Source organism: Leptospira bouyouniensis, assembly GCF_004769525.1.
GTDB classification, from domain to species: Bacteria; Spirochaetota; Leptospiria; order Leptospirales; family Leptospiraceae; genus Leptospira_A; species Leptospira_A bouyouniensis.
This window is the reverse complement of record NZ_RQFT01000007.1, coordinates 114,041-134,050: the sequence shown is the minus strand read 5'-3', so window position 1 is coordinate 134,050 and position 20,010 is coordinate 114,041. Positions and strand designations below refer to the sequence as shown.

The window sequence follows — 20,010 nt, the reverse complement described above, 5'->3', positions numbered from 1 at the left end:
GTGAAAGATTTGGTCCTCAAAAGAATACTGTAAGTGATAAACACGATCTCCGAGAAGAAGTGCTGAGTGGCCACCACTCGATTGGCCTGAATTGGAATCTATGTATAAAAAACCATATCGGTTCTTATGGGTTTGGGATGATACAGATACAATTGGGAAAAGAACAAAAAGAAGGTAGAGTAAAGCTGGGATTGTATGAAAGCGGGCGGAAACAATCCGCCCTAACAAGTTGAGAATTATAGATTGTATCCTTTTGATACGAGTTTTGCGACCACAACGTTTTGTTTTGCAACATCTTCTGTTACTAATTTCATTTCGGATGGAGTGAGCTTAGCTTGTTTTAATCCTTGTCCGATAGCAATGTATGTGGATGGATTGGATTTCCACGCAACAACCCCATGTTTTTTTGCAATGAGAGCGAGTTGGTTTTCCAATTCTTGTTTTTGGTTTTCATATCGAATTTGTAAAGATACACTTGCAATGATATCTTCTTTGTATTCATTCATTGCTTTTTCTTTTTCGCTTTCAGAAATAGAAGAGATACTTTTTGAAATCGATTTTACAAGTGCAGATGTAGAATCAGAAACGGAAACTCCTAAACGGCTCGCACTACCGGAAGCGGAATCTAAAATAGAACAATTGTTAACTGAAGTGAACAATGCCAATGCTGAAATCAATGTGAAAACTTTCATGGAACGCATAAAAAACCTCTTACGTCGAATTGCAAAGATTCTAAGATTTTTTTGAAAACCGTCAATGAATTTTCTTTCTTAAACAGAGACCACAACAGAACCAAAAGCTGGTAAAGTTGTTTCGAATCCACCGTCAACAGGGTGTAAATCGACTATTGTGCCAGTCCAAAAATCTAAGAATGGAGCTTTCGTTTTGACGCCGGGAGGAAGAGAAAAACGAACTGTTTTTTCTTCCTCAGTAGGATTCCATATTCCTAAATACCCTCCTGGGTTATAGAGGGCGAGAGGGAATTCATTTTCGAAAATCCCAATGGGGATGGGAGTATAGGCTTGGCACTCCCTGTTCAATTGGAAAGCTTTTTTGAGTAAATCCAAACGATCAGTTTCTAATTTTGTCAAATCATCAGAAACAAGTAACATCCCACCTGACACAGCCATGACGGAAGCCATCAGTTTTGTTTGTGCTTCGTTCATTTTGTTCTTTTTTTTGCGAACAAGAAGGCAATCGGGATCATTGAGCCATAAATGCCTGTGCATCGAAGACCTTGTGATGTCATTGATCAGTGCTTTCTTTGTACAAAGGGCATTTCTGTCTTTCAGAAAGATCCGAATCTTTTCTGGATTCCAAAATGGAGCCACATCACAAGAAATTCGCATCCCATCAAAAAAACCAATCGATGGCAACATAGGAGCACCACAACCTAATAGGAATGTGTTTTTCCCAACTATTTTACGAATGAGTTTGAGAGCATTTTGGTAACGGGCTTGAGGTGACAAAGTTTTGTCGTAAACATCACCTGGTAAAAGTCCCGCATACAAAAAGTCCAATTTTAAATAAGGATAACCCCATTCTTTTACTAATGTAGTGAAAACTTTTTCAATATAAGCAAGTGCTGTAGGATGAGTGATGTCGAGTGCATATGTGTATCCTCTTCCCCATAGTGGGTTGTACAATGCTGGAACTGGTTTTCCATTTTGGTCTTTTAAAATAGCTTCTGGGTATTTGCGAAAGAATTCTGATTTTTTTCGAACAAGGAAAGGAGCAAGCCAGATCCCTGGTTTTAGTCCTACACGTTTGATTTCATCTGCTAGAATTCTCATCCCTCCAGGGAATTTATCATTGGGAATGAGCCAATCTCCAATTTCTTTTTGGTAACCGTCATCGATTTGGAAAAATTCAAATGGTAAATTTAGTTCTCTAACTTTTGTTAGATTGTCTAAAATGGTTTTTTGGTCAATACCAGTATAATAATAATACCATGAGCACCAACCAGTAGGCACTTTTTTAGGTAAATTGTTTGGTCCTTCCTTTTTGCCTAGTTCTTCAAAGTATTTTAATAACTTTGTTTCAGGTGAACCTTTAAAAAACAAAATTTTGATTTTAGAAATATTTAATTTTGCATTGGGGCGTAAATCAGGCAAACAATGGATGTCATAGATTACTTTAACGGACGTTACGTTTCCTTCTTTACCAAAGGTTATTTCAAACTTTGTTCCAAATTCGCCTGCTTCGAGTGGTGCATACAATACACCATTTTGATTTTCTTTATTATAAAGGAGGGTGAGGTATTCGGAGATAAATTTTCCAACTTTTGCTTCGTTTTTGGAATAAACATTTTCTTGGGAATAATGTAAAAATGATAACAATGGTGATCTGTCAACATCGGTACTTTCCACTTTTCTGGAAATGGACCACGATTGGTATCCGTGTTGGAAAAGGTCAAATCCATTCCCTTCTGGAACATCTGTGAGTTCTAACTCTAAGTGATCGACTGAAAATCCAACTTCTGGGCGGGTACTTTCTCTCCAAATCAATTTAGGACTGAGAACGGTTCCTAGTTTTGAGTCTTTTGATGTACCGAGCAAAAGTTCAAACTTTTTGCATTCGGATTGAAAAACACCTGCTTTCACAGGGAAGAATTGGGAAATGGTGACGGAATTATGAACTCTATATTGAATTTTCATCTTGGAAAAATCTATTTGATGATTTTGTTAGGGTGGTTTCCATAGTAAGCCATTATGACCCAAAAACGTTCAACTATAAAACCAGTCGTTTTACAAGGAGATCTGAACGAAGATTTTTTTGAAGCTTTTAAAAAAGACGATCGGTTAGCAGTGGATTGTGAAATGATGGGGCTCAATCCCCGAAGGGACAGGCTTTGTGTCGTTCAAATTTCCGATTCTAAAAACAAAGTTGCTTTAGTGCAAATCCTTCCTGGCCAAAAAGAAGCCCCGCATATTCAAAAATTATTCGAATCAAAAGAGATTACTAAAATTTTCCATTTTGCGCGTATGGATATGACCTTCCTTCGGGCAAGGCTTGGTATCAAGGTACAAAATGTATTTTGCACAAAAATTGCAAGTAAACTTGCTCGCACATATACCGATAAACATGGGTTAAAAGAGCTAATCAGAGAATTTTTTGAAGAAAATATTGATAAAAAAAATCAAAGTTCTGATTGGGGTAAAAAAATCCTAACTAAAGACCAAGTGGACTATGCATCAACCGATGTTCGATTTTTAATTTCACTCGAATCTACTTTGACCGAGATGATGATACGCGAAAACAGGTTTGCCATTGCTGAAAAGTGTTTTGGATTTTTAGAAACCCAAGTGGAACTTGATTTACTAGAAGTATACAATCTTTTTGAACACTGATGGCCAAAAAACAACTCACCCAATACCAATGTAAAGCGTGTGGTGATACATTTAGCAGGTGGGCTGGAAAATGCCCATCTTGCGGAGAGTGGAACCAAATTGAAGAAGTCACAAACACTTCGCAAGGTCGATTTGATTCTCCTTTATCGATAAAACCAAGGGATCGAAAGTATACAGATCCAAAATCAATTGGCTCGGTTGTCAGTGATTCTCATACCCGCACTCAGACTGGGTTTAGCGAACTTGATTTGGTGTTAGGAGGTGGGATTGTTCCCGGCAGTTTGGTGTTAGTTGGAGGAGAACCAGGAGTTGGAAAATCTACCTTGGTACTCGAGATGGCAAAAAACATCGCAGACCAAGGAACTGTATTGTACATTTCTGGGGAAGAATCCGCTTCACAAATTGGACTTCGTGCCAAACGAATGGGAGTCACATCCGAAAACATATTATTATCTTCAGAAGTTTATGCAGAAAACATCTCACAAATGATAACCGACTTACAACCAAAAGTTGTTTTTATTGATTCCATCCAAACCATTCTAAAAGAAAGTCTAGTGAACCAAGCAGGCACTATCACCCAACTGCGTGAATCATCCCAAGTATTTTTAGAAACCGCCAAACGGACGTCAGTTCCTATTTTCCTTATTGGACATATCACCAAGGAAGGACAAATTGCAGGTCCGAAAGTGTTAGAACATTTGGTGGACACAGTTTTATACTTTGAAGGTGACAGATTCAATTATTATCGCATTTTACGTGCGGTCAAAAACAGATTTGGGGCAGTAGGAGACACAGCTATCTTTGAAATGGTTCTAGGTGGATTGAAACAAGTCCTTGACCGCCATCGTTTATTTATCTCACCCGAAACGGAAGAACGGTCAGGCAGTGTTCTTTCTTCTGTGATGGAAGGATCCCGTGCTATCAGTGTTGAAGTACAAGCCCTTGTCACCAAATCCGCATTTGGCCAAGCAAGGCGAATGGCGGAGGGTCTCGATAACCGGCGTGTGATTTTACTTTCCGCGGTGATTGAAAAATACTTAGGACTCCCACTTTCAGAATCTGATATTTTTAGTAACCTTGCTGGTGGGCTCAGTGTGGATGAACCAAGCCTTGACTTAGCCATTACTGCATCTATTGTCTCTTCGTTTCGTGACAAACCTATCTCAAGAGAAACTGGTTATCTTGGAGAAGTTGGACTATCTGGGGAAGTGAGAAGTGTTGGTCAAATCAGTCTACGTATCAAAGAACTAGCGGGAATTGGGATCAGTAAAATCTATATCCCACATGGCAATTGGAAAGAAGTAGAAGGAATGTTTTCATCCATCGAACTCGTGCCTATTAAACACTTACAAGAGTTAGGTTTGTAAAACATACTTAGTCTTTTAAAAAGATTCAATCAAAGATCTGATTTTCAATCGAATGTTTCATTGTTACGGGCATACACTGACTTCTTCAATCCTTACATCATCATTATAAACGTTTCCTGAACTTAATGTTGGTGACGCATACAAACCCAAATGTGCTTGTTCCAAAACTCCACAACCTCCCGAAACATTTGCAGTTGAGACGAGAGTAGAATCAACCCAAACTTTAGCGAACCCACCTTGCGGAGCGAAATCTAGGCATGTTGTTATTTTTTTCCATTGCCTTCTTGGAAAAGGTAAGTTTGTCACTTGGTAAGTGTGTACATTTTGATTGTGAGTTGGGACATGCATAAGATAAACATAATCTTTGGCATCAATATTGACTAAAACCACTCTCCGCCAGGAGTCGGAAGCATCAGCTGAGAAAGTTGCAAAACTAAACCAATCTTGGTTACTCGTAAGATCCATATCTAAATATACATAGAACTCAATGAGTACAGGAGTCTTAAATCCACCTGACGCTAGTTTGTTGAGTTGGATGGTTGGGTATCCTCTATGGTTACAATTTTGAGGGTAAAAACAAGTTGGGCCAAGTCCAGTGATGGATGCTTTGTGTGAATAAGTCCCAGTCATTTTTTGTTCTGTACTTTGTCCATGAGTCGCTACTGATTGGTAAGGAGAAGGAACAATATAAAAAGACGAAAATTCACTCGTAGATTCAAAACTCGTTTGGAAAATCCTACCTTGTTGTGTTTTGGTAAGTTGTTCATTTGTACAGACAATGGTTGTGGCAGCTTGGTAGGCAAGGGCAGTGCCAGCTAACAACTCTAAGGTTTGACTTTCTTTTGGTTTTTGACAACCCAAAAGAAAACATGAAAGGAACCATGTGATACAAATGGATTTGTTTATTGTGCCTTCATACATGACTCAATTCTTTTGTTCCTATCCAATAGACGATAGGAGTGAAGAGATCCCATCAGCAACCAATACCAACACACGACAGTTGTTGAGAGATTAACTCGCTAAAGGTCTTTGGTTCTAGGCAATTCCCGAAATATGTTTTATATTTGGCAAAATTTATAGAATAAGTACCAAGTATGTCATCAGTAAATAAATTGACCCAAAATTAACACAATTAACTTGACTTTTTCTCTACAATTGTAACTTATCTGTAGATTGTTCAGAGGTGATTTATGAACTCTAAAAAGAAAAATCTTGTTTGCCTCCTCGCGCTCCTATTGTTCACAACAGGGGTTCATGCAGGCTCAAGAAAAACAGTGTATCCAGTGGTGTTCGCACATGGACTATCTGGATTCGACAACTTACTCGGATACTACTACTTTGGTAACGACTACGGTACCTTCGTTGGGGATCCTTGTGACGAGTTTTTGGAAACAGCGTGTAACGGTAGCATCCACTCTAGCCAAAAGGCGTTAGCAGCAAGTGTCACTCCCTTCCAATCGTCGGAAGTGCGTGGAACACAACTTGCGGACCGCATTCAAAACTATATGACATCCACTGGAGCCACCAAAGTGAATATCATTGGTCACTCTCAAGGGGGAATTGATGCAAGAAAAGCAGCAGCTGTATTACGTGCAAGATACGGAAGACAAGTTGTCCATGCTTTAATTTCAGTATCAAGCCCACATAGAGGTTCTCCTACTGCCAAGTACATCCTAGACTTAGGTCCAGGTGTCACATCGGTTGTGAATGCACTTGCGAAACTTTTTGGAAATGCAATTTACGGTTCCGGAAATGATGGAATCGCAGCGGCAAAACAATTAGTGTATAATGATTATTCCTCTACTGATGGGATCACAACTGGCATGAAAGCATTCAATGCAAATTATAATGTGAATTCTAGTAATGCAGCATACTGGGGATCCATCATCACAGCACAAGATAGCATCAATACAAACCCTGCGTTATACCTTCTTAAGGAAGGATTTTATAACATTGATGGAGACGGGTATTGCGTAGACGATTGTGACAATGATGGTGCGGCCGGAAAAGGTGATGGTACTCGTGGGAACAATGACGATGACGGACTCGTTGGAATCAATTCACAACAAATGGGCGATCGTTTGCAATACAACGAATGTGCAATTTGTTTTGATTCGATCACTGTCAATACAAGCCTAGGGTATGTAAGCAACTTAAATGCACCAACATCTGCACAAATGACTTCTAAGTCATCTGTTGTGAGCCAAGACCATTTAGATGTGGTAGGGGTTCCGCCAGATACATTTGATGAAGAAGAATTTTATGCATCGATTTTAGAGTTTATCGTCACAAAAGGCGGTTAATAACCTCTTTGGCAGTAAGAAAAAAACTTACTGCCAATCTCTAATTTTTTAATACTCATCCTACAAAAAAAATCATCATTCACATTCAATCATTATGTTTCAAAATAAAAAAATCCTATATAGCGTACTATCTGCACTTATCATTCTATTTGTTGTTATCTTAATCATCAGACCAACAAAAGATAAAAACCAAAAAGACTTTGAATCGATTCTTAGTGAAGGTAAAATTTCAGAGTCAAAAGAATTACCAAACTTACCAGAAGATTATGCAGATCATAAACTTATGGAATACTCGATGGAAGAGATTGCACGGATCCTCCAAGAAAAGTATGGTAAAAATATAGATAATCCTGCCGCACAAATTGCCATGATTGAAGAGTTAATGAAAGATCTTCCGAAATTATATCCGAATGATTGGGTAAAGGTTTTAAACCAAATATTGGGGTATGCATTTCCAAACAAAGCATTGGAACTTTTACGAATGTCGGAAAGTTTATACAATTATAATCGTTTCAGAGAAGCAAACATGAGTAAGGTGGGGCTAATGTCTGACGAAGCTCGCCGTGAGATGATGTGGAAAGAACGTTATCGATTGTTTGGTGAAAAAGCAGATCAAATTTGGGCAATGGAAAAAAAAATGACCGTAATTGGAGATAGTTTGAAACGGATCCAAGAAAGCCCTGCTGGCAATTTAGATGCAAAACTAAGTCAATATTCACAAACCTTAAAGGAACAGTTTGGAAAGGAATACCCACGGCTTATGGAAAACAAACGCCAACAACTCACTGAAGGGTTTATGGTTGCTGTCCAAAAAGACCTTAAAGTTTTATCCTATGGGGAACGTAAGTCCGCCCTTCGGGAAATCCGCCAAACCATGGGCATGGACCAAGCGGCGCTAAACCGCTGGGATGCCCTTGAAGAAGAACGGGAAAAGGCATGGCAAAACCAGCAGAAATATGCCGAAAAACGGAACCAACTTTCCACAAAAAAAGGTGGGATGACAGCAGAAGACGAAAAACTGCTCGATGCCATGCGGAAACAACTCTTCGGGGAAGAGGCAGAAATCATTAAAAATGAGGAAGCAAGTGGGTACTACAGAGCTTCAGACGAACGTACCTATGGTGTGAATTGAAGGTGATTTAGAACACTGTTCTGAAACAATTGCCATATTTGTGCCATAAACTGTTGACTTATGGCGCCTGTGTGCGGTAATTTAGCTAAAAACATAGAAAGTTCAGGTGAAATATGAAAAAGAAAATTGCGATCGGGTTTTTAGCAACCCTTCTCTCCTTCCCCACATCAGGTTTGTTTGCTGGTCCTTTGGATGGCCAATGCATCGCACTTGTCCACGGTATCCTCGGTTTTGACGATACACAAGGACTCGCTGGTGGTCTCGTAAAATATTGGGGAGGCCTTGATGGTTACCTCCGTAGCCAAGGAGCTAAGGTAACAACACCTGGAAGTTCTGCAACAAATTCAATTCCAGTTCGCGCAAGCCAAATCCAATCTTCAGTGAATACATGGATGACAGCAAACGGTTGTTCTAAGGTTCATTTGATGGGACACAGCCAAGGTGGACTTGTGATTCGTTATATGGTATCCAATTTAGGATTCTCTGGAAAAACACAAACCGTCACAACAATCAATTCACTTCACCAAGGGGCTCCTATGGCAGATATCGTTCTTGCCGCGATCCCAAGCTGGTTACAACCTTTTGCAAACTCTGCACTTGGACTCCTCGCAAAACTAGTTTACCGTGATGGTCGTCCGCAAGATGCAATCGCTATGGGAAAATCTCTTACAGTAAGTTATGTAAAAACATTTAACACAAATTCTCCTAACAAATCTGGAATCAAGTACTACTCGTATGGAAGCCAAATGGCTTGGGCTGACCTGATCCAACACCCTATCATGGCACTCACTCACCCAATCACTTGGGCTGGTGGATTGTTTTACGGTTTAGGTGGTGGTAATGACGGAGTGGTTCCATTGAATTCTCAAAAATGGGGAGCTTGGAAAGGAACACCTTCTTCCTATTGGTTTGCAACAGGGATTGACCACCTCCAAGCAACAAACTTGGCATGGAGTGGACAAAACTTTTTTGATGTGCAAGGTTGGTACTTAAACATCGCAAAAAATGCAAAAGCTGGATTATAATTAATCCTCACGCAAAGAGAAGCCGGTGGTTCCATCGGCTTTTTTTTGTACTGAATCTTATCGATTTCTAATTCCAAATTACAGAAAGTTTCCTAAAGGTTTTCCCGTTAACACAAATGGATTTCAAAAAAATTATACTCATTATTGTTCTCTTCCTTGTTCTATTTTTAAGTTTATTATACTTTTTAAAACAAAATGATTCAGATACCAGTTCTAAAAATTCCTTATCACCTGAAGAACAAATGGTATCAGAACGGATTTCTCCTTTAGGAAATGGCGAGGGATTTTGGGATGAAGCAATTTCTCCCTTTCGTGAAGACAAAACCAAACCATACTTGGAGTTACTCGAAGATTTAAAATCAGGCAAAGTGAATTTTGTTTGGGAAGTATGGGCACTTCGTAGGAAGTGTAAACCCGATTTTACTCCTGACCAGTGTAATGCCACAATCCTTGCTTATATTGACGCTGAGTATGATTCACCTGACAGAGAAAAGGTGAAAGATCTATTTATATCCTATTTCCGTTACGAAGAAGAATACCGCAAATGGGAGCAACCTACGGACTTAAACTTTGTGGAATTATATGAAAAAATCAAAGCCAAACGAAGGGAAATTCTTTCGGATAAAGCTGAATTGATATTTGGAATGGAAGAATCACAAGTCTCCTTTTTAGAGGGAACAAACAATTTTCTGAAACAAACGACAAATCTTTCTGCTGACCTTCGAGTAAAACAATTTGAAGACTTTAAGAAAAAAACATATGGAAACTATTATGATTCTTTGGTTTCTAGAGAAGATAAATTCGACCATTACCAAATGGAAATGTCTCTACGTGAAAAAGAGTATGCTTCTATTGCGGATCCGAAGGAAAAAGAGAAATATTTATTTAAAATTGAATCCAAATACTTTGGGAAAGAAAAAGCGGAAGCCTTAGCGAACGAACGTAAAAAAGAAACCAAACTTTGGGAATCCGTATCAACTTACGAATCTAAAGAAAAAGAATTCCTTAGAGAGAATGCTAATTTGTCTGCTGCAGACAAAGAGAAAAAATTGAAGGAACTTCGCATCCAAATTTTAGGATCCGAGGAAGAAGCAGATGCATACTTACGAAGGAAAAATATAGAGGAAGCAAGTAAATAACCTGCTAAAAATGAATTCGATTCTTTTTGTATCTTCAAATGTTTCTATGTTTGAAAAGCAAAAAGAATCTGACTCATTATTAATTTGGGTTAAAGGTTATTCATTTTTTGAAAGGTTACTCTGGTTTGGTGTGGGTTCTTTTTTATACTTTTCATAGGCATTCATTGTTTCTAAGTATTCGTTCCCAGCATTCCACACAATAAAACCATGCCCCGCCGAATCACGTGCCCCTTGCATCTGTACTTTGATGTAATCCGTATAACTCAATTTACTTGGTCCAACCATCATATTAAATCCTTGGACCCATGCGATGGCTTTTGTTCCTTGTTTGGCTCGTTTAACAGTGAGATCGAGTCCATCTTTTATAGTTCCATAAGGATCAGCGACACGTTTGGTCAGTCCGTAAAAATGAGAGGGATAAAGCATGGGATAAAGGCCATTCAGTTCTTCACTAAAAGGTTCTACTTTCTGGCCAATCACATCGTTTTCAATAAATGGGACCCTTCCAAATATATCGGCCGTCCACCTTGTATCACTCGGACAACTTTCTTTTGTTTTTTCTTTATGTTCTTTGATTATACCTAAAATTGACTCATACCTTTTTTCATAACTCATACTGAAGTTTGTTCCTCCATCAGCATAACGTATGTAATCGAGTTGGATTTCAGGGAATCCCAATTCACATGCTTTGCGGATGGATTTTTGAATCGATGCCATTAAATTTGTGTTTGGTGACTTTTCTGTGAGTCCACCTTCAAAGTTTACGACTCTTGCCACCATATAAATTCCTAGTGCCTTCGCTTCTGTCATTTGTTCAGGAGTAGGGGGATGGGGTTGCATATCCACGACAGCGGTGTTCATCCCAGCGTCTTTCATCACTTGGAATAGTAAACTCCAGCGTTTTTTGTCGCGAATAGTTTTGGTATTGATATATAGCCCTTCTATGAATTCAGGAGGTTCGTTTACGGAACCAGATCTTTCTTGGCCCTTTGTCTGGGAAATAGATTGGCAAGAGACAAATACAAATAATAAGAGAAATGAAAATAGTGGTTTCATAGCTGTTATGACAAGTTTTTTCCCCATGAATGAAAATTCAAATCGAATCGATTGACGAAATTCCCTTGGTTTCCTAAAATTTGGGCATGATTGAAATTACAAATGACTTCCAAATCAAATCGTACGGTCGTTTTCCCGAAGTCCTTTCGGAACAGGCACAATTCAAAGACCGGATGGTGGAAGTATCAAAATTGTATAAAGCAATGGGAGAGTCATATCTACAACATTTAGGTGACGATGCCAAAATCAGTGGATTGGAAAAAAAGGAATTAAACGAATATTTAGAAAATATCTTACTTGTGCTTGTGATGTTACGAAAACTCGATTTTTCTCAAATCGATGAAGAAGTATATATTCGTAAAGACAGAGGACTTTTTGAGTTACGATTACGATTTGGAGAAGGTGGGATATGGGAATTAACTGGCGTAATACGACCAGAATACAAAATGAAACACCGTGTGTTTCGAGAATGGTTCAATACTGATTTTTCTAATGATATCAAAACATTTTACGCAGTGTATGGCAATGCAGGACTTGACAAAACCATTTCTCCTGAGGAAAAAATACAAGTCACAAAACAAATTGATCGCATCATTGCAGAAATTATTGAAATGATTGTGTTCATCGAAAGGTTTATGTTATTCCAATGAAAACAGGGATAGCCTTTCACGAATCCTTTTTGGACCATAAAACAGGGCCGGGTCATCCGGAAACCCATGTCCGATTGGAATCCATTTTGGAGGCAATTTCCGATCTTCCCTCCGAGTTTTTTCATTGGAACAAATCATTCAAAGAAGCACCCTTATCTCTTATTTCAGAGATCCACGATCCAAATTACGTTCGTTTGGTGGCAAAAGTTTGTGAAGAAAAAGGAAGTGGATACTTAGATGGTGATACTGTTTTTTCTCCAAACACATTTAAGGCAGCATCTCTAGCAGTTGGCGCAGGAGTGGCTCTCTCACAAGATATTTTAGATGGAAAGTTAAAAAATGGAATGGCCCTTGTTCGCCCCCCTGGCCACCATGCTGAGTCCGATCACGCGATGGGATTTTGTTTGTTTAATAATATAGCCATCACTGCGAAGTATTTGCAAAGCCAGGGAATCAAACGAATTTTGATTTTAGATTGGGATGTACACCATGGAAATGGCACCCAACACCAGTTTTACGAAGATGAATCTGTATATTTTGTTTCTCTTCACCAATATCCGTTTTATCCAGGCACAGGATCTGAAAAGGAACGTGGTCAAGGCAAAGGATTTGGAACTACTTTGAATTTGCCAATGGCACGTGGGTCAGAAGAAAAACAATATCTGGATCAGTTTTCTATTATCCATAAAGAAATGGAAAGATTCCAACCAGAGTTTGTTTTGGTTTCTGCTGGATTTGATGCCCACAAAAATGACCCACTGGCAGGAATGAATTTAAAAACAGTTTCATACGAGCACATGACAAACGAAGTGAAAGAGATATCTCGTGTTCACTCCGGTGGAAAACTACTTTCATTTTTGGAAGGTGGATATGATTTCCAAGCTCTTTCTGAATCTGTGAAAGTACATTTGGAAACACTCGCCCAATCTTAAATTAAGCCTTTGGTGCCACTCCAAACACTTCTTTTACCCAATGGATGAGAGGTCTCGAACTGATGATCGAAAAATGGTTTTGTTTCTTCAGTTCTAATGTGCGTAAACCTGGGTTTGTTTTTTTGTCGAACACTTTGTCCGTAAGGTAGGTGAGACTTTTTTTCTCTACAATGCCATCTCCTAAAAAGTTTTGCAGAGGGTTCTCTGGCCCTTCCATCAGTGCATACGCCTGGTACACATCCAAATCATCTAACTCGCCAAAATAGGTTTCTGCAAAGTATCCCGAAATGGTTTCCTTCCAACCTTTTTCTTCCTTTCGGATAAGGCCAAAAGATAAATCTTTGATCGCATCACTTCGCAAGTTTCCAATCATTCCGATGATCTTCATCGCCACATTGGGACTTTTTTCAAAGAGAAACCCTAGCCAAAATCCAATTTTTTCCAAATACGAACCTTTGTTTGGTGCTGCAATCAGTGTGATCCGACCAAGCCGATGGATCCAAGGTTTGTTTTCCAACTTCGCATAATAAATACAAGATCGAAAGATTAGGCAACCCAAACTATAACAGATGATATCTGGTTTGATGTCCTTACCTTCTTCAAAAAAAACATCCAAAAGGTGCATGAGTTTTTTTCCATTTTCATGGATAGGGAGTCCATGGTTGTACCTTAAATAAAAAGAGAAGTAACCACAATCCTCTAGTTCCGTGGCAAGTCCTGGGGAAGTGATTTGTCGATTTTTATATTCTACCGTTTGTTCTTGCCATACGGATTCGTCTGTAAATAAACCTGGTAAAAATAGGACAGATTTGGTTTTCCCAGAGTGATGGAATTCGGTAATCGTTTCTTTGGCTGTGATGTCTTTTCCGAAGGTTCGAAAACTCATATCAATTTTTGTAAGTTTGAATTTTTGATTATGAGAACTTCCTAATATACTGGATACCATACGGTTATCAAACACCATATCATCACTTTTTTTCGCAGTGAGCTCTACTTTGAAGAGGGCTTTGTCAAAGGCTTGGTTTGTGAGTTCGATTGTTTTTTGTAATTCCTCATTCGATCGAAGTCCTGTGTCTCTGACTTGAACACCTAGTTTTTGGAGTGATTCCCTCCATTCTGGTTTATAAAAAAACGCATTGGACAAAAGATCCAATCCATCTCCTGTTTTTGTCAGACTGCCATGGACTAAAAATTGAACTCCTTTTAAAAGGGAATCCGTTGTTTTTTGGGTGAGGGAAACAGTTTTCCCGGCGAGGGAGTTGATGAGGATTTGGATCACGGTGGATTAGTTTACTGAGTTTTGGATAGAAAGCGAGTAGAAAAAAGGGCGATGGCTTTGTTTTGGTGATGTAGGTAGAGGAAGCAGAAATAGAAAATAAGGATTTTTTTCCCGTTGATAGAAAGGGATTGATTGAGTTTTGTAATGAGTTGATTGCAATTTTTATAAAAGAGTCGATTGGAAATTTGAAATTCGAATTGGGAGTTCGCTCTGTGTTAGCTTCCCATTGGTTATTGTTCTACGCAGAGTAAGTGGTGAAGAGTATCACAAGAAACTCCATTTGCATCATTTCTAAAAGCGGTATAATTTGTTGCATTTGAATTACCAAGCCTCCCACCTTGACTAGCAGTCGCAGTAACTGCGCCACTAGTCCAGCTTGTGCATGTATTTGTTTGTTGTGCTGTCGCTGTCTGCCAATTTGAGTTAGGATAAGCTAGTCCAGTCCAGTACGTTTTCAGCGAGCCTGAATCAAAAGCATGTGCCATCGTATATGGGTTTGAGAAGGTATTCGTACTTGCTGGTAAAATGCCTGCTGAATTCGGTGAAAATAAGAATGCAGAATCACTTGCCCTAATATAATTTCTACCAACTTGGAAAACCCAGTCAGTATTTTCTGCAATATTGGTACAATTTGCAGTACCATCGCATGCTCGCCTCAATTGATTAAAATCTGTCAACATCGCTTTAAACGTACCTGTTGCTGGTTTATTGGCATCTGCATTACATTTTGCATCTGCTCCCGCAGGTCCATTAGCTGCTGCGCCTTGTAAGTTTCCATTGTATGTGGAGGCAGTTACGAACACTTTGTAAACTGTGGTTTGAATTTGAATTGAAATGGTTTCTGTATCGGTGTTCGTACCATCAGTTGCTGTAACAGTGTAATTGGCACTAGATTGTGAATCAGTGGGAGTTCCAGAGATTACACATGTAGTCGGATGTAAACTAAGTCCGCTTGGTAAAGCTGGGTTTACAGAGCAGGAGTTATATGGGAAACCGCCATAAGTCGTCAATGATGTAATAACCTCATCTTCCCTAAACAAAAAGGCACTACCAGTATAAAACATTACTCGGTGTCTTATCGAAATTGAGCCAGTTATATTATTAAAGTTAGTGTCAAGACTAGATGATGAAACATTTAAGTTTGAAGTAGTCGGTGTTGTTGCAAGGGAAGCCAGTGTTATTGTTTGAGGAGTGTTATAATTTGCCGGTGTAAACGTTAGGTGAGCTGTAAGAGGTGTTGTGACATTTCCATCAACAGATAGTTTACTTGTATCAAAGACAAAATTGATTGTAACATTAGATGTTGGCACTACTCCTAAAGAAATTCCAAATGTTTGTGACGTCCCATATGTTAATAATACACTAGCACTTGTCACATTAATCTTGGAAGAGGGTCCAATGATAAACGCATTGGTCAAGGTTGTTGAAGGATTTAACCCGTTGATGAGAGTAAATAAAAACGCATCATTGGGTTTCACAGGATTACAGGAAAACAAACTGAGAGTGAAAACAATTGAGAATAATCGACTCCAGCGCATCTTGCCCTCCCTGATCTATACAACAAATTAGGGAAACCCCTTTCTCAAGGATCGGAGAAAACTGAGGGACTTACAAGTTAAATTCTTCGGAAAGATAACGAGAACTCTTTGTCTTCAGTACTTCTCCGAGAAGATTACGTCCCTTTTCTGTGTCTTTGAAACTGACAACCGTCCGTAAGGAAAACACTCGGAGGGCATCGGATACAGAAAGAGTTCCATCTGCAGAATCTTTTCTTCCTGAAAATGGAAACACATCGGGCCCACGTTGGCACTGTGCATTCCAATTCACACGAGCCACTTGGTTCACAAGGGTATCAATGAGTTTGCCAACGATTTTTGGATCTTCACCAAAGACACTGGCTTGTTGTCCCATATTGGACTTTATAATGTATTCCAATGGTTCTTCGATGGAAGAGTAAGGAACAATCGGAACTAAAGGTCCAAACTGTTCTTCATGATACAGACGTGCGTTAGGTGAGACAGGAGAAAGGATTGCAGGTGTCATAAATGATTCAGTGATTTCACCACCACCTGGGTTTAAAACCTTTGCACCATGTTTGATTGCATCATCCAAAAGTTCTTTGAGCCATTTGGTTTTCCCTTCTTCAGGGAGAGGTGTGAATTGAACACCTGGTTCCCAAGGCATCCCCGCTTTCCATTTGGAAAATTCTTCTAAATACAATTTGGTGAATTCATCAACAATATCTTTATGGACAAAAAGAATTTTAAGTGCGGTACACCTTTGTCCATTATATGACAACGATCCAGAGACAATTTCAGGAACCATTGTTTTTAGGTCTGTGTCAGGAAGTACAATGGCTGGATTTTTTGCATTCAATCCCAAAACAGACCTTAGGCGGTTTAGCTTTGGATGTTTTTTTGTAATGAGATTGGCTGTTTGACTGGAACCAATAAAAGCAAACACATCAATTTTTCCTGATTCCATGATCGGTGAGATGACTTTAGCTCCATCACCATATACGGTGTTGATGACACCAGGAGGGAAAGCTTCTTTAAAACAATCAAGAAGGGGTTCTAAAAGTAGAACTCCATATTTGGCAGGTTTGAAGACAACGGTATTTCCCATTAGAATGGCTGGAATCAGAGTGCAAAAAGTTTCGTTTAATGGGTAGTTAAATGGTCCCATACATAAAACAACTCCATAAGGGGAACGTTTGATTTGGGCAAGGAGACCACTTTCAGCAATATACTTTGATGAATTGGATTCAAGTTCGAGTAGTGATTCGACAGTGTCTTCTAAGTATTCTATCGTACGATCAAATTCTTTTGTGGCATCTTTTTCTGTTTTTCCAATTTCCCACATTAAGAGTAAAATGATTTGGTTTCTTTTTTCCTTCATCAGTTGAATGAAGCGATTCACCGCTGTGATCCTTTCCAAAGGTGTAGAAGTGGGCCAAACGCCTGTTCCGTGGTTGTATGCTTTAACTGCTGCCTCTAAGGCTCGAAGACTTTGTGTTTCATCAAAACTAGGGTATGAACCTAGGACCACCTGTTCCAATTTTCCATTTCGATTGAGAAAGATGGGTGATTTGACAGATTGTGTTTCCCCATTCCATTCCAAAATTTCGCCACCAAGAAGGTATTTTTTTTGGTGGATGGGAGAGATGCGGTACTTTGGGAGAATGGAATCTTCAGTCGGAAAAACAAAGCTCATGATCCATGAATCGAACCTACACAAGACTAAAAAAGCAACATTTTACGGAAACGATCGGCCGATAGATAATTTATGGAGCCATGGATGGCAGAGAATCAGGAAGAATGGGAAGCTTTGACCCTACGACTCTTTCGTCGTGTGGAAGAATTAGAATCTCTTATGCTTGAAGTGCGAAGTGATTTGGCAAAATACCGCGCTGTCCGCGAAGAATGGTATCATTGGCATAGTGCATGGAAGGAGGAATACGCCAAACGAGCCACCGGATGAGCTGGAAAAATCGTTTTCCGTAGGACCTCGCTTGGAAAATTAGTCCTATCCCATTCGAAAAAGGAATTCCCATGGTTCAAAAAGCAATGTCCCCCTTTGGTGAGTTATCTCCCAATACTCCTGCCTCTCTCTCTGATATTAAAAAGAACATTTACGGACGATACCTCGAAGAATTCAATGTTGGTGACATTTATGTTCACCCACGCCAATTCACAGTCGACAGAAGTTTTGCCCAAGAATTTGCCACAGTGTTTATGGATGCCAATCCTCTGTATCTTTCTAGTGAATATGCAAAAGCACACGGTTTTTCTGACTTACTAGTTCACCCACTCATGGTTTTCAATTTAGCACTTTCCATTGGTGTTCAGAATAACAGTGAAAAGGCGCTTGCCAACCTTGGTTATTACAACGCACAATTTTTAATGCCGGTGTATCCTGGAGACACATTATCTTCTCGTACCAAAATTTTGGCTGTTGATGATAAGGGACCTGACAAACCAGGAATCGTTAGCGTAAGAACACTTTGTCTCAACCAAAAGAACGAAGTGGTTTTACAATACGAACGTAAAATCATGATTTACCAATCCAATGGGAAACCTAAAGGAAATCCAAAACCAGGTGATGCAACTGCATATTTCCCTGAATCAAAAACTCCAGAACTCAAACTACCGAATTTAAAATTCCCAACTGAAATGAAAGATGTCACTTGGGGTCACACCTATTTTGAAAACTTCAAACCAGGTCAAATTTATGTTCACCAAAATGGACGAACCATCACAGATGAACACTACCAATGGACCTACCGAGTTGGAAACACCCACCCTCTTCATTATGACAAATTGTATTCTGCAGGAATCTCTGGCCCAATGGGTGGAGAACCAGTAGTATATGGTGGGCTCGTATTTGGTTGGTTAGCTGGGATGGCATCTCGTGATATTTCCGAAAACGCAATTTGGGAATTAGGTTTCACAGAAGGTTATCATACTCAACCTGCATTCTCTGGTGATACTGTAACTTGTATTTCTCGTATCCTCACAACAGAAGACAAAGGAACAGAATACGGGATCCCTGCTGGTGAAGTTCAAATTCAGTTCATTGGACTCAAAAACATCAAAGCCAATGATGCATTGGACAAATTTGGTGCAGATCTTTTTCTTAAAGAGAACGACAAAAAGAAACTAGGAAAAGAAAAAATCCCTGAGAAAATCTTCGAAATCGAAAGAAGATTGATCATCAAAAAACAACCATAAGGTGAAACTTTGAAGGTTACCATCCCCAAACGAATTCCTCCGATGGAAGACATCGGGGATGGTGTCTTTAAAATAATACTACCACAACCTTTCTATGCTCCAAATAACATCTATTTGTATGTTGGAAATGATGGTCTAACACTTATCGATTCAGGTTATATTGAATCGATCCCAATGTTACAAGCATCCCTTAAAACAAAGGGATTCTCTTTGAATGACATTCGCCATATCATTTATACGCACAACCATCTCGACCATATCTCATCGGCACTTGTTCTCAAATCTTATGCAAAAAATGTAACATATTATGGTTACAGGGCAATGGCGGATGGGGTGGGGAACTATTTAGAGTCTATGTTACTCTTCGAAGAAGCAACAGAAGATTTGTATCACAAAGCTTTTGGAGACAAAAAAGAACTGGATCGAATTCTAACAGAATCTCGCAAGGGTTGGCGCCAATTTTTTAGTAAATTTGGGGAAACCAAAAAAGGAGATCCGGTTTTACGAATTGATGTAGCCATTGATCACAACGACAGTTTGGAGTTAGGTGGGAGACTTTTTCGATTTCTGTATACTCCTGGCCATAATTTATACCACATTACACCTGTTGACCCTTCAACTGGGGTTTACTTTTCAGGAGATTTGATCATTGCCAATCTCACTGCTATTTATTCAGAGATGGATGGGAATTTAGGAGATTATTATTTTACACTTTCTAAATTATTGGAAGAACCCATCAAACGGATGTTACCCGCTCATGGGAGTGAGATTGAAGACCCAAAAAAAACAATCACTCTAGTGAAAAAAACTCTTAGTATTTTGGAAAAAGGTGTTCTTCGAAGGCTTCGGGAAGGGGAATCCGACTTAAAAGTATTAATGGAAGCAGCGATTGGGAAAAAAGTCCACAATGGAGGACATCTTCCGACGGCACTTGGACTTGTATATAGTATCATCCAAAAACTTGTGTTAGAAGGTCAAATTCGCATAGAAAAAAGAGAGAACGGATATGAAGTCTTTCATATCGTAGAATAAACAAGTCTTATTGTA

General features: G+C 39.2%; 18 protein-coding genes. 11 read left to right on the top strand and 7 right to left on the bottom strand.

All coding sequences use genetic code 11. The features are described from left to right. Nucleotides 1-236 precede the first annotated feature (236 nt). Nucleotides 237-692 (bottom strand): putative lipoprotein, encoded by a 456-nt coding sequence (locus EHQ43_RS06740; protein ID WP_244242679.1) that lies wholly within the window; start codon nucleotides 690-692, stop codon nucleotides 237-239. A gap of 78 nt (nucleotides 693-770) precedes the next feature. After that, nucleotides 771-2,657, bottom strand: coding sequence for a glycoside hydrolase family 36 protein (locus EHQ43_RS06735; RefSeq protein WP_135770459.1), 1,887 nt, complete (start codon nucleotides 2,655-2,657; stop codon nucleotides 771-773). 54 nt (nucleotides 2,658-2,711) lie between these two features. Here EHQ43_RS06735 and EHQ43_RS06730 point away from each other — a divergent pair, with 54 nt between their 5' ends. After that, nucleotides 2,712-3,350 carry a ribonuclease D gene (locus EHQ43_RS06730; protein ID WP_135741175.1) on the top strand — a complete coding sequence of 213 codons (639 nt, stop codon included), beginning with the start codon at nucleotides 2,712-2,714 and terminating at the stop codon, nucleotides 3,348-3,350. Further along, complete coding sequence (gene radA / locus EHQ43_RS06725; RefSeq protein ID WP_135741176.1) at nucleotides 3,350-4,717, top strand: DNA repair protein RadA; 1,368 nt, start codon at nucleotides 3,350-3,352, stop codon at nucleotides 4,715-4,717. The genes EHQ43_RS06730 and radA overlap by 1 nt, the downstream gene beginning before the upstream one ends. Before the next feature lie 63 nt (nucleotides 4,718-4,780). Here the strand turns inward: radA and EHQ43_RS06720 are convergent, their stop codons facing one another. Further along, nucleotides 4,781-5,638, bottom strand: a complete 858-nt coding sequence (locus EHQ43_RS06720) for a polysaccharide lyase family protein (protein ID WP_135770458.1) — start codon at nucleotides 5,636-5,638, stop codon at nucleotides 4,781-4,783. A gap of 269 nt (nucleotides 5,639-5,907) precedes the next feature. Here EHQ43_RS06720 and EHQ43_RS06715 point away from each other — a divergent pair, with 269 nt between their 5' ends. The 4 genes from EHQ43_RS06715 to EHQ43_RS06700 all read left to right on the top strand — a co-directional run bounded on the left by EHQ43_RS06715 (nucleotide 5,908) and on the right by EHQ43_RS06700 (nucleotide 10,316). Further along, the gene (locus tag EHQ43_RS06715) at nucleotides 5,908-7,020 is read left to right on the top strand and encodes a lipase family alpha/beta hydrolase (protein ID WP_135741178.1); all 1,113 of its coding nucleotides are present in this window, start codon (nucleotides 5,908-5,910) and stop codon (nucleotides 7,018-7,020) included. 94 nt (nucleotides 7,021-7,114) lie between these two features. After that, nucleotides 7,115-8,152, top strand: coding sequence for a hypothetical protein (locus EHQ43_RS06710; protein WP_135741179.1), 1,038 nt, complete (start codon nucleotides 7,115-7,117; stop codon nucleotides 8,150-8,152). Between the two features lie 113 nt (nucleotides 8,153-8,265). Next, complete coding sequence (locus tag EHQ43_RS06705; RefSeq protein WP_135741180.1) at nucleotides 8,266-9,177, top strand: esterase/lipase family protein; 912 nt, start codon at nucleotides 8,266-8,268, stop codon at nucleotides 9,175-9,177. A gap of 116 nt (nucleotides 9,178-9,293) precedes the next feature. Further along, nucleotides 9,294-10,316, top strand: coding sequence for a lipase secretion chaperone (locus EHQ43_RS06700; RefSeq protein WP_135741181.1), 1,023 nt, complete (start codon nucleotides 9,294-9,296; stop codon nucleotides 10,314-10,316). A 96-nt stretch (nucleotides 10,317-10,412) separates the two neighbouring features. Here the strand turns inward: EHQ43_RS06700 and EHQ43_RS06695 are convergent, their stop codons facing one another. Then, on the bottom strand, nucleotides 10,413-11,372 hold the full coding sequence (locus EHQ43_RS06695) for a putative glycoside hydrolase (RefSeq protein WP_135741182.1): 960 nt from the start codon (nucleotides 11,370-11,372) through the stop codon (nucleotides 10,413-10,415). 86 nt (nucleotides 11,373-11,458) lie between these two features. Between EHQ43_RS06695 and EHQ43_RS06690 the strand changes: the two genes are divergently transcribed. Then, nucleotides 11,459-12,022 carry a hypothetical protein gene (locus EHQ43_RS06690; RefSeq protein ID WP_135741183.1) on the top strand — a complete coding sequence of 188 codons (564 nt, stop codon included), beginning with the start codon at nucleotides 11,459-11,461 and terminating at the stop codon, nucleotides 12,020-12,022. After that, nucleotides 12,019-12,954: a histone deacetylase family protein gene (locus tag EHQ43_RS06685; RefSeq protein ID WP_135770457.1), complete on the top strand. Its 936-nt coding sequence runs from the start codon at nucleotides 12,019-12,021 to the stop codon at nucleotides 12,952-12,954. Before EHQ43_RS06690 ends, EHQ43_RS06685 begins: the two co-directional genes overlap by 4 nt. A 1-nt stretch (nucleotide 12,955) precedes the next feature. Here the strand turns inward: EHQ43_RS06685 and EHQ43_RS06680 are convergent, their stop codons facing one another. From EHQ43_RS06680 to EHQ43_RS06670, 3 genes are all read right to left on the bottom strand, one after another. Then, nucleotides 12,956-14,233, bottom strand: a complete 1,278-nt coding sequence (locus EHQ43_RS06680) for an esterase/lipase family protein (RefSeq protein ID WP_135754589.1) — start codon at nucleotides 14,231-14,233, stop codon at nucleotides 12,956-12,958. Between the two features lie 230 nt (nucleotides 14,234-14,463). Continuing rightward, on the bottom strand, nucleotides 14,464-15,771 hold the full coding sequence (locus EHQ43_RS06675; RefSeq protein ID WP_135770456.1) for a DUF1554 domain-containing protein: 1,308 nt from the start codon (nucleotides 15,769-15,771) through the stop codon (nucleotides 14,464-14,466). Nucleotides 15,772-15,841: 70 nt separating this feature from the next. Next, the gene (locus EHQ43_RS06670) at nucleotides 15,842-17,446 is read right to left on the bottom strand and encodes an NADP-dependent glyceraldehyde-3-phosphate dehydrogenase (RefSeq protein WP_135770455.1); all 1,605 of its coding nucleotides are present in this window, start codon (nucleotides 17,444-17,446) and stop codon (nucleotides 15,842-15,844) included. Between the two features lie 84 nt (nucleotides 17,447-17,530). On the opposite strand from EHQ43_RS06670, the gene EHQ43_RS06665 reads away from it, so the two are divergent. The 3 genes from EHQ43_RS06665 (at nucleotide 17,531) to EHQ43_RS06655 (ending at nucleotide 19,995) form a co-directional block, all read left to right on the top strand. Then, nucleotides 17,531-17,713 (top strand): hypothetical protein, encoded by a 183-nt coding sequence (locus tag EHQ43_RS06665; protein ID WP_208730951.1) that lies wholly within the window; start codon nucleotides 17,531-17,533, stop codon nucleotides 17,711-17,713. Nucleotides 17,714-17,784: 71 nt separating this feature from the next. Then, nucleotides 17,785-18,963: a MaoC family dehydratase gene (locus EHQ43_RS06660; RefSeq protein WP_135741189.1), complete on the top strand. Its 1,179-nt coding sequence runs from the start codon at nucleotides 17,785-17,787 to the stop codon at nucleotides 18,961-18,963. A gap of 9 nt (nucleotides 18,964-18,972) precedes the next feature. After that, entirely contained in the window at nucleotides 18,973-19,995 is a 1,023-nt protein-coding gene (locus EHQ43_RS06655) for an MBL fold metallo-hydrolase (protein WP_135741190.1), read from the top strand. Nucleotides 19,996-20,010: the final 15 nt, after the last annotated feature.

What these genes read in the sequence shown, in the direction of transcription:
- EHQ43_RS06740 (WP_244242679.1), bottom strand. Translation starts at nt 692, where the DNA reads ATGAAAGTTTTCACATTGATTTCAGCATTGGCATTGTTCACTTCAGTT.
- EHQ43_RS06735 (WP_135770459.1), bottom strand. Translation starts at nt 2,657, where the DNA reads ATGAAAATTCAATATAGAGTTCATAATTCCGTCACCATTTCCCAATTC.
- EHQ43_RS06730 (WP_135741175.1), top strand. Translation starts at nt 2,712, where the DNA reads ATGACCCAAAAACGTTCAACTATAAAACCAGTCGTTTTACAAGGAGAT.
- radA (WP_135741176.1), top strand. Translation starts at nt 3,350, where the DNA reads ATGGCCAAAAAACAACTCACCCAATACCAATGTAAAGCGTGTGGTGAT.
- EHQ43_RS06720 (WP_135770458.1), bottom strand. Translation starts at nt 5,638, where the DNA reads ATGTATGAAGGCACAATAAACAAATCCATTTGTATCACATGGTTCCTT.
- EHQ43_RS06715 (WP_135741178.1), top strand. Translation starts at nt 5,908, where the DNA reads ATGAACTCTAAAAAGAAAAATCTTGTTTGCCTCCTCGCGCTCCTATTG.
- EHQ43_RS06710 (WP_135741179.1), top strand. Translation starts at nt 7,115, where the DNA reads ATGTTTCAAAATAAAAAAATCCTATATAGCGTACTATCTGCACTTATC.
- EHQ43_RS06705 (WP_135741180.1), top strand. Translation starts at nt 8,266, where the DNA reads ATGAAAAAGAAAATTGCGATCGGGTTTTTAGCAACCCTTCTCTCCTTC.
- EHQ43_RS06700 (WP_135741181.1), top strand. Translation starts at nt 9,294, where the DNA reads ATGGATTTCAAAAAAATTATACTCATTATTGTTCTCTTCCTTGTTCTA.
- EHQ43_RS06695 (WP_135741182.1), bottom strand. Translation starts at nt 11,372, where the DNA reads ATGAAACCACTATTTTCATTTCTCTTATTATTTGTATTTGTCTCTTGC.
- EHQ43_RS06690 (WP_135741183.1), top strand. Translation starts at nt 11,459, where the DNA reads ATGATTGAAATTACAAATGACTTCCAAATCAAATCGTACGGTCGTTTT.
- EHQ43_RS06685 (WP_135770457.1), top strand. Translation starts at nt 12,019, where the DNA reads ATGAAAACAGGGATAGCCTTTCACGAATCCTTTTTGGACCATAAAACA.
- EHQ43_RS06675 (WP_135770456.1), bottom strand. Translation starts at nt 15,771, where the DNA reads ATGCGCTGGAGTCGATTATTCTCAATTGTTTTCACTCTCAGTTTGTTT.
- EHQ43_RS06670 (WP_135770455.1), bottom strand. Translation starts at nt 17,446, where the DNA reads ATGAGCTTTGTTTTTCCGACTGAAGATTCCATTCTCCCAAAGTACCGC.
- EHQ43_RS06665 (WP_208730951.1), top strand. Translation starts at nt 17,531, where the DNA reads ATGGCAGAGAATCAGGAAGAATGGGAAGCTTTGACCCTACGACTCTTT.
- EHQ43_RS06660 (WP_135741189.1), top strand. Translation starts at nt 17,785, where the DNA reads ATGGTTCAAAAAGCAATGTCCCCCTTTGGTGAGTTATCTCCCAATACT.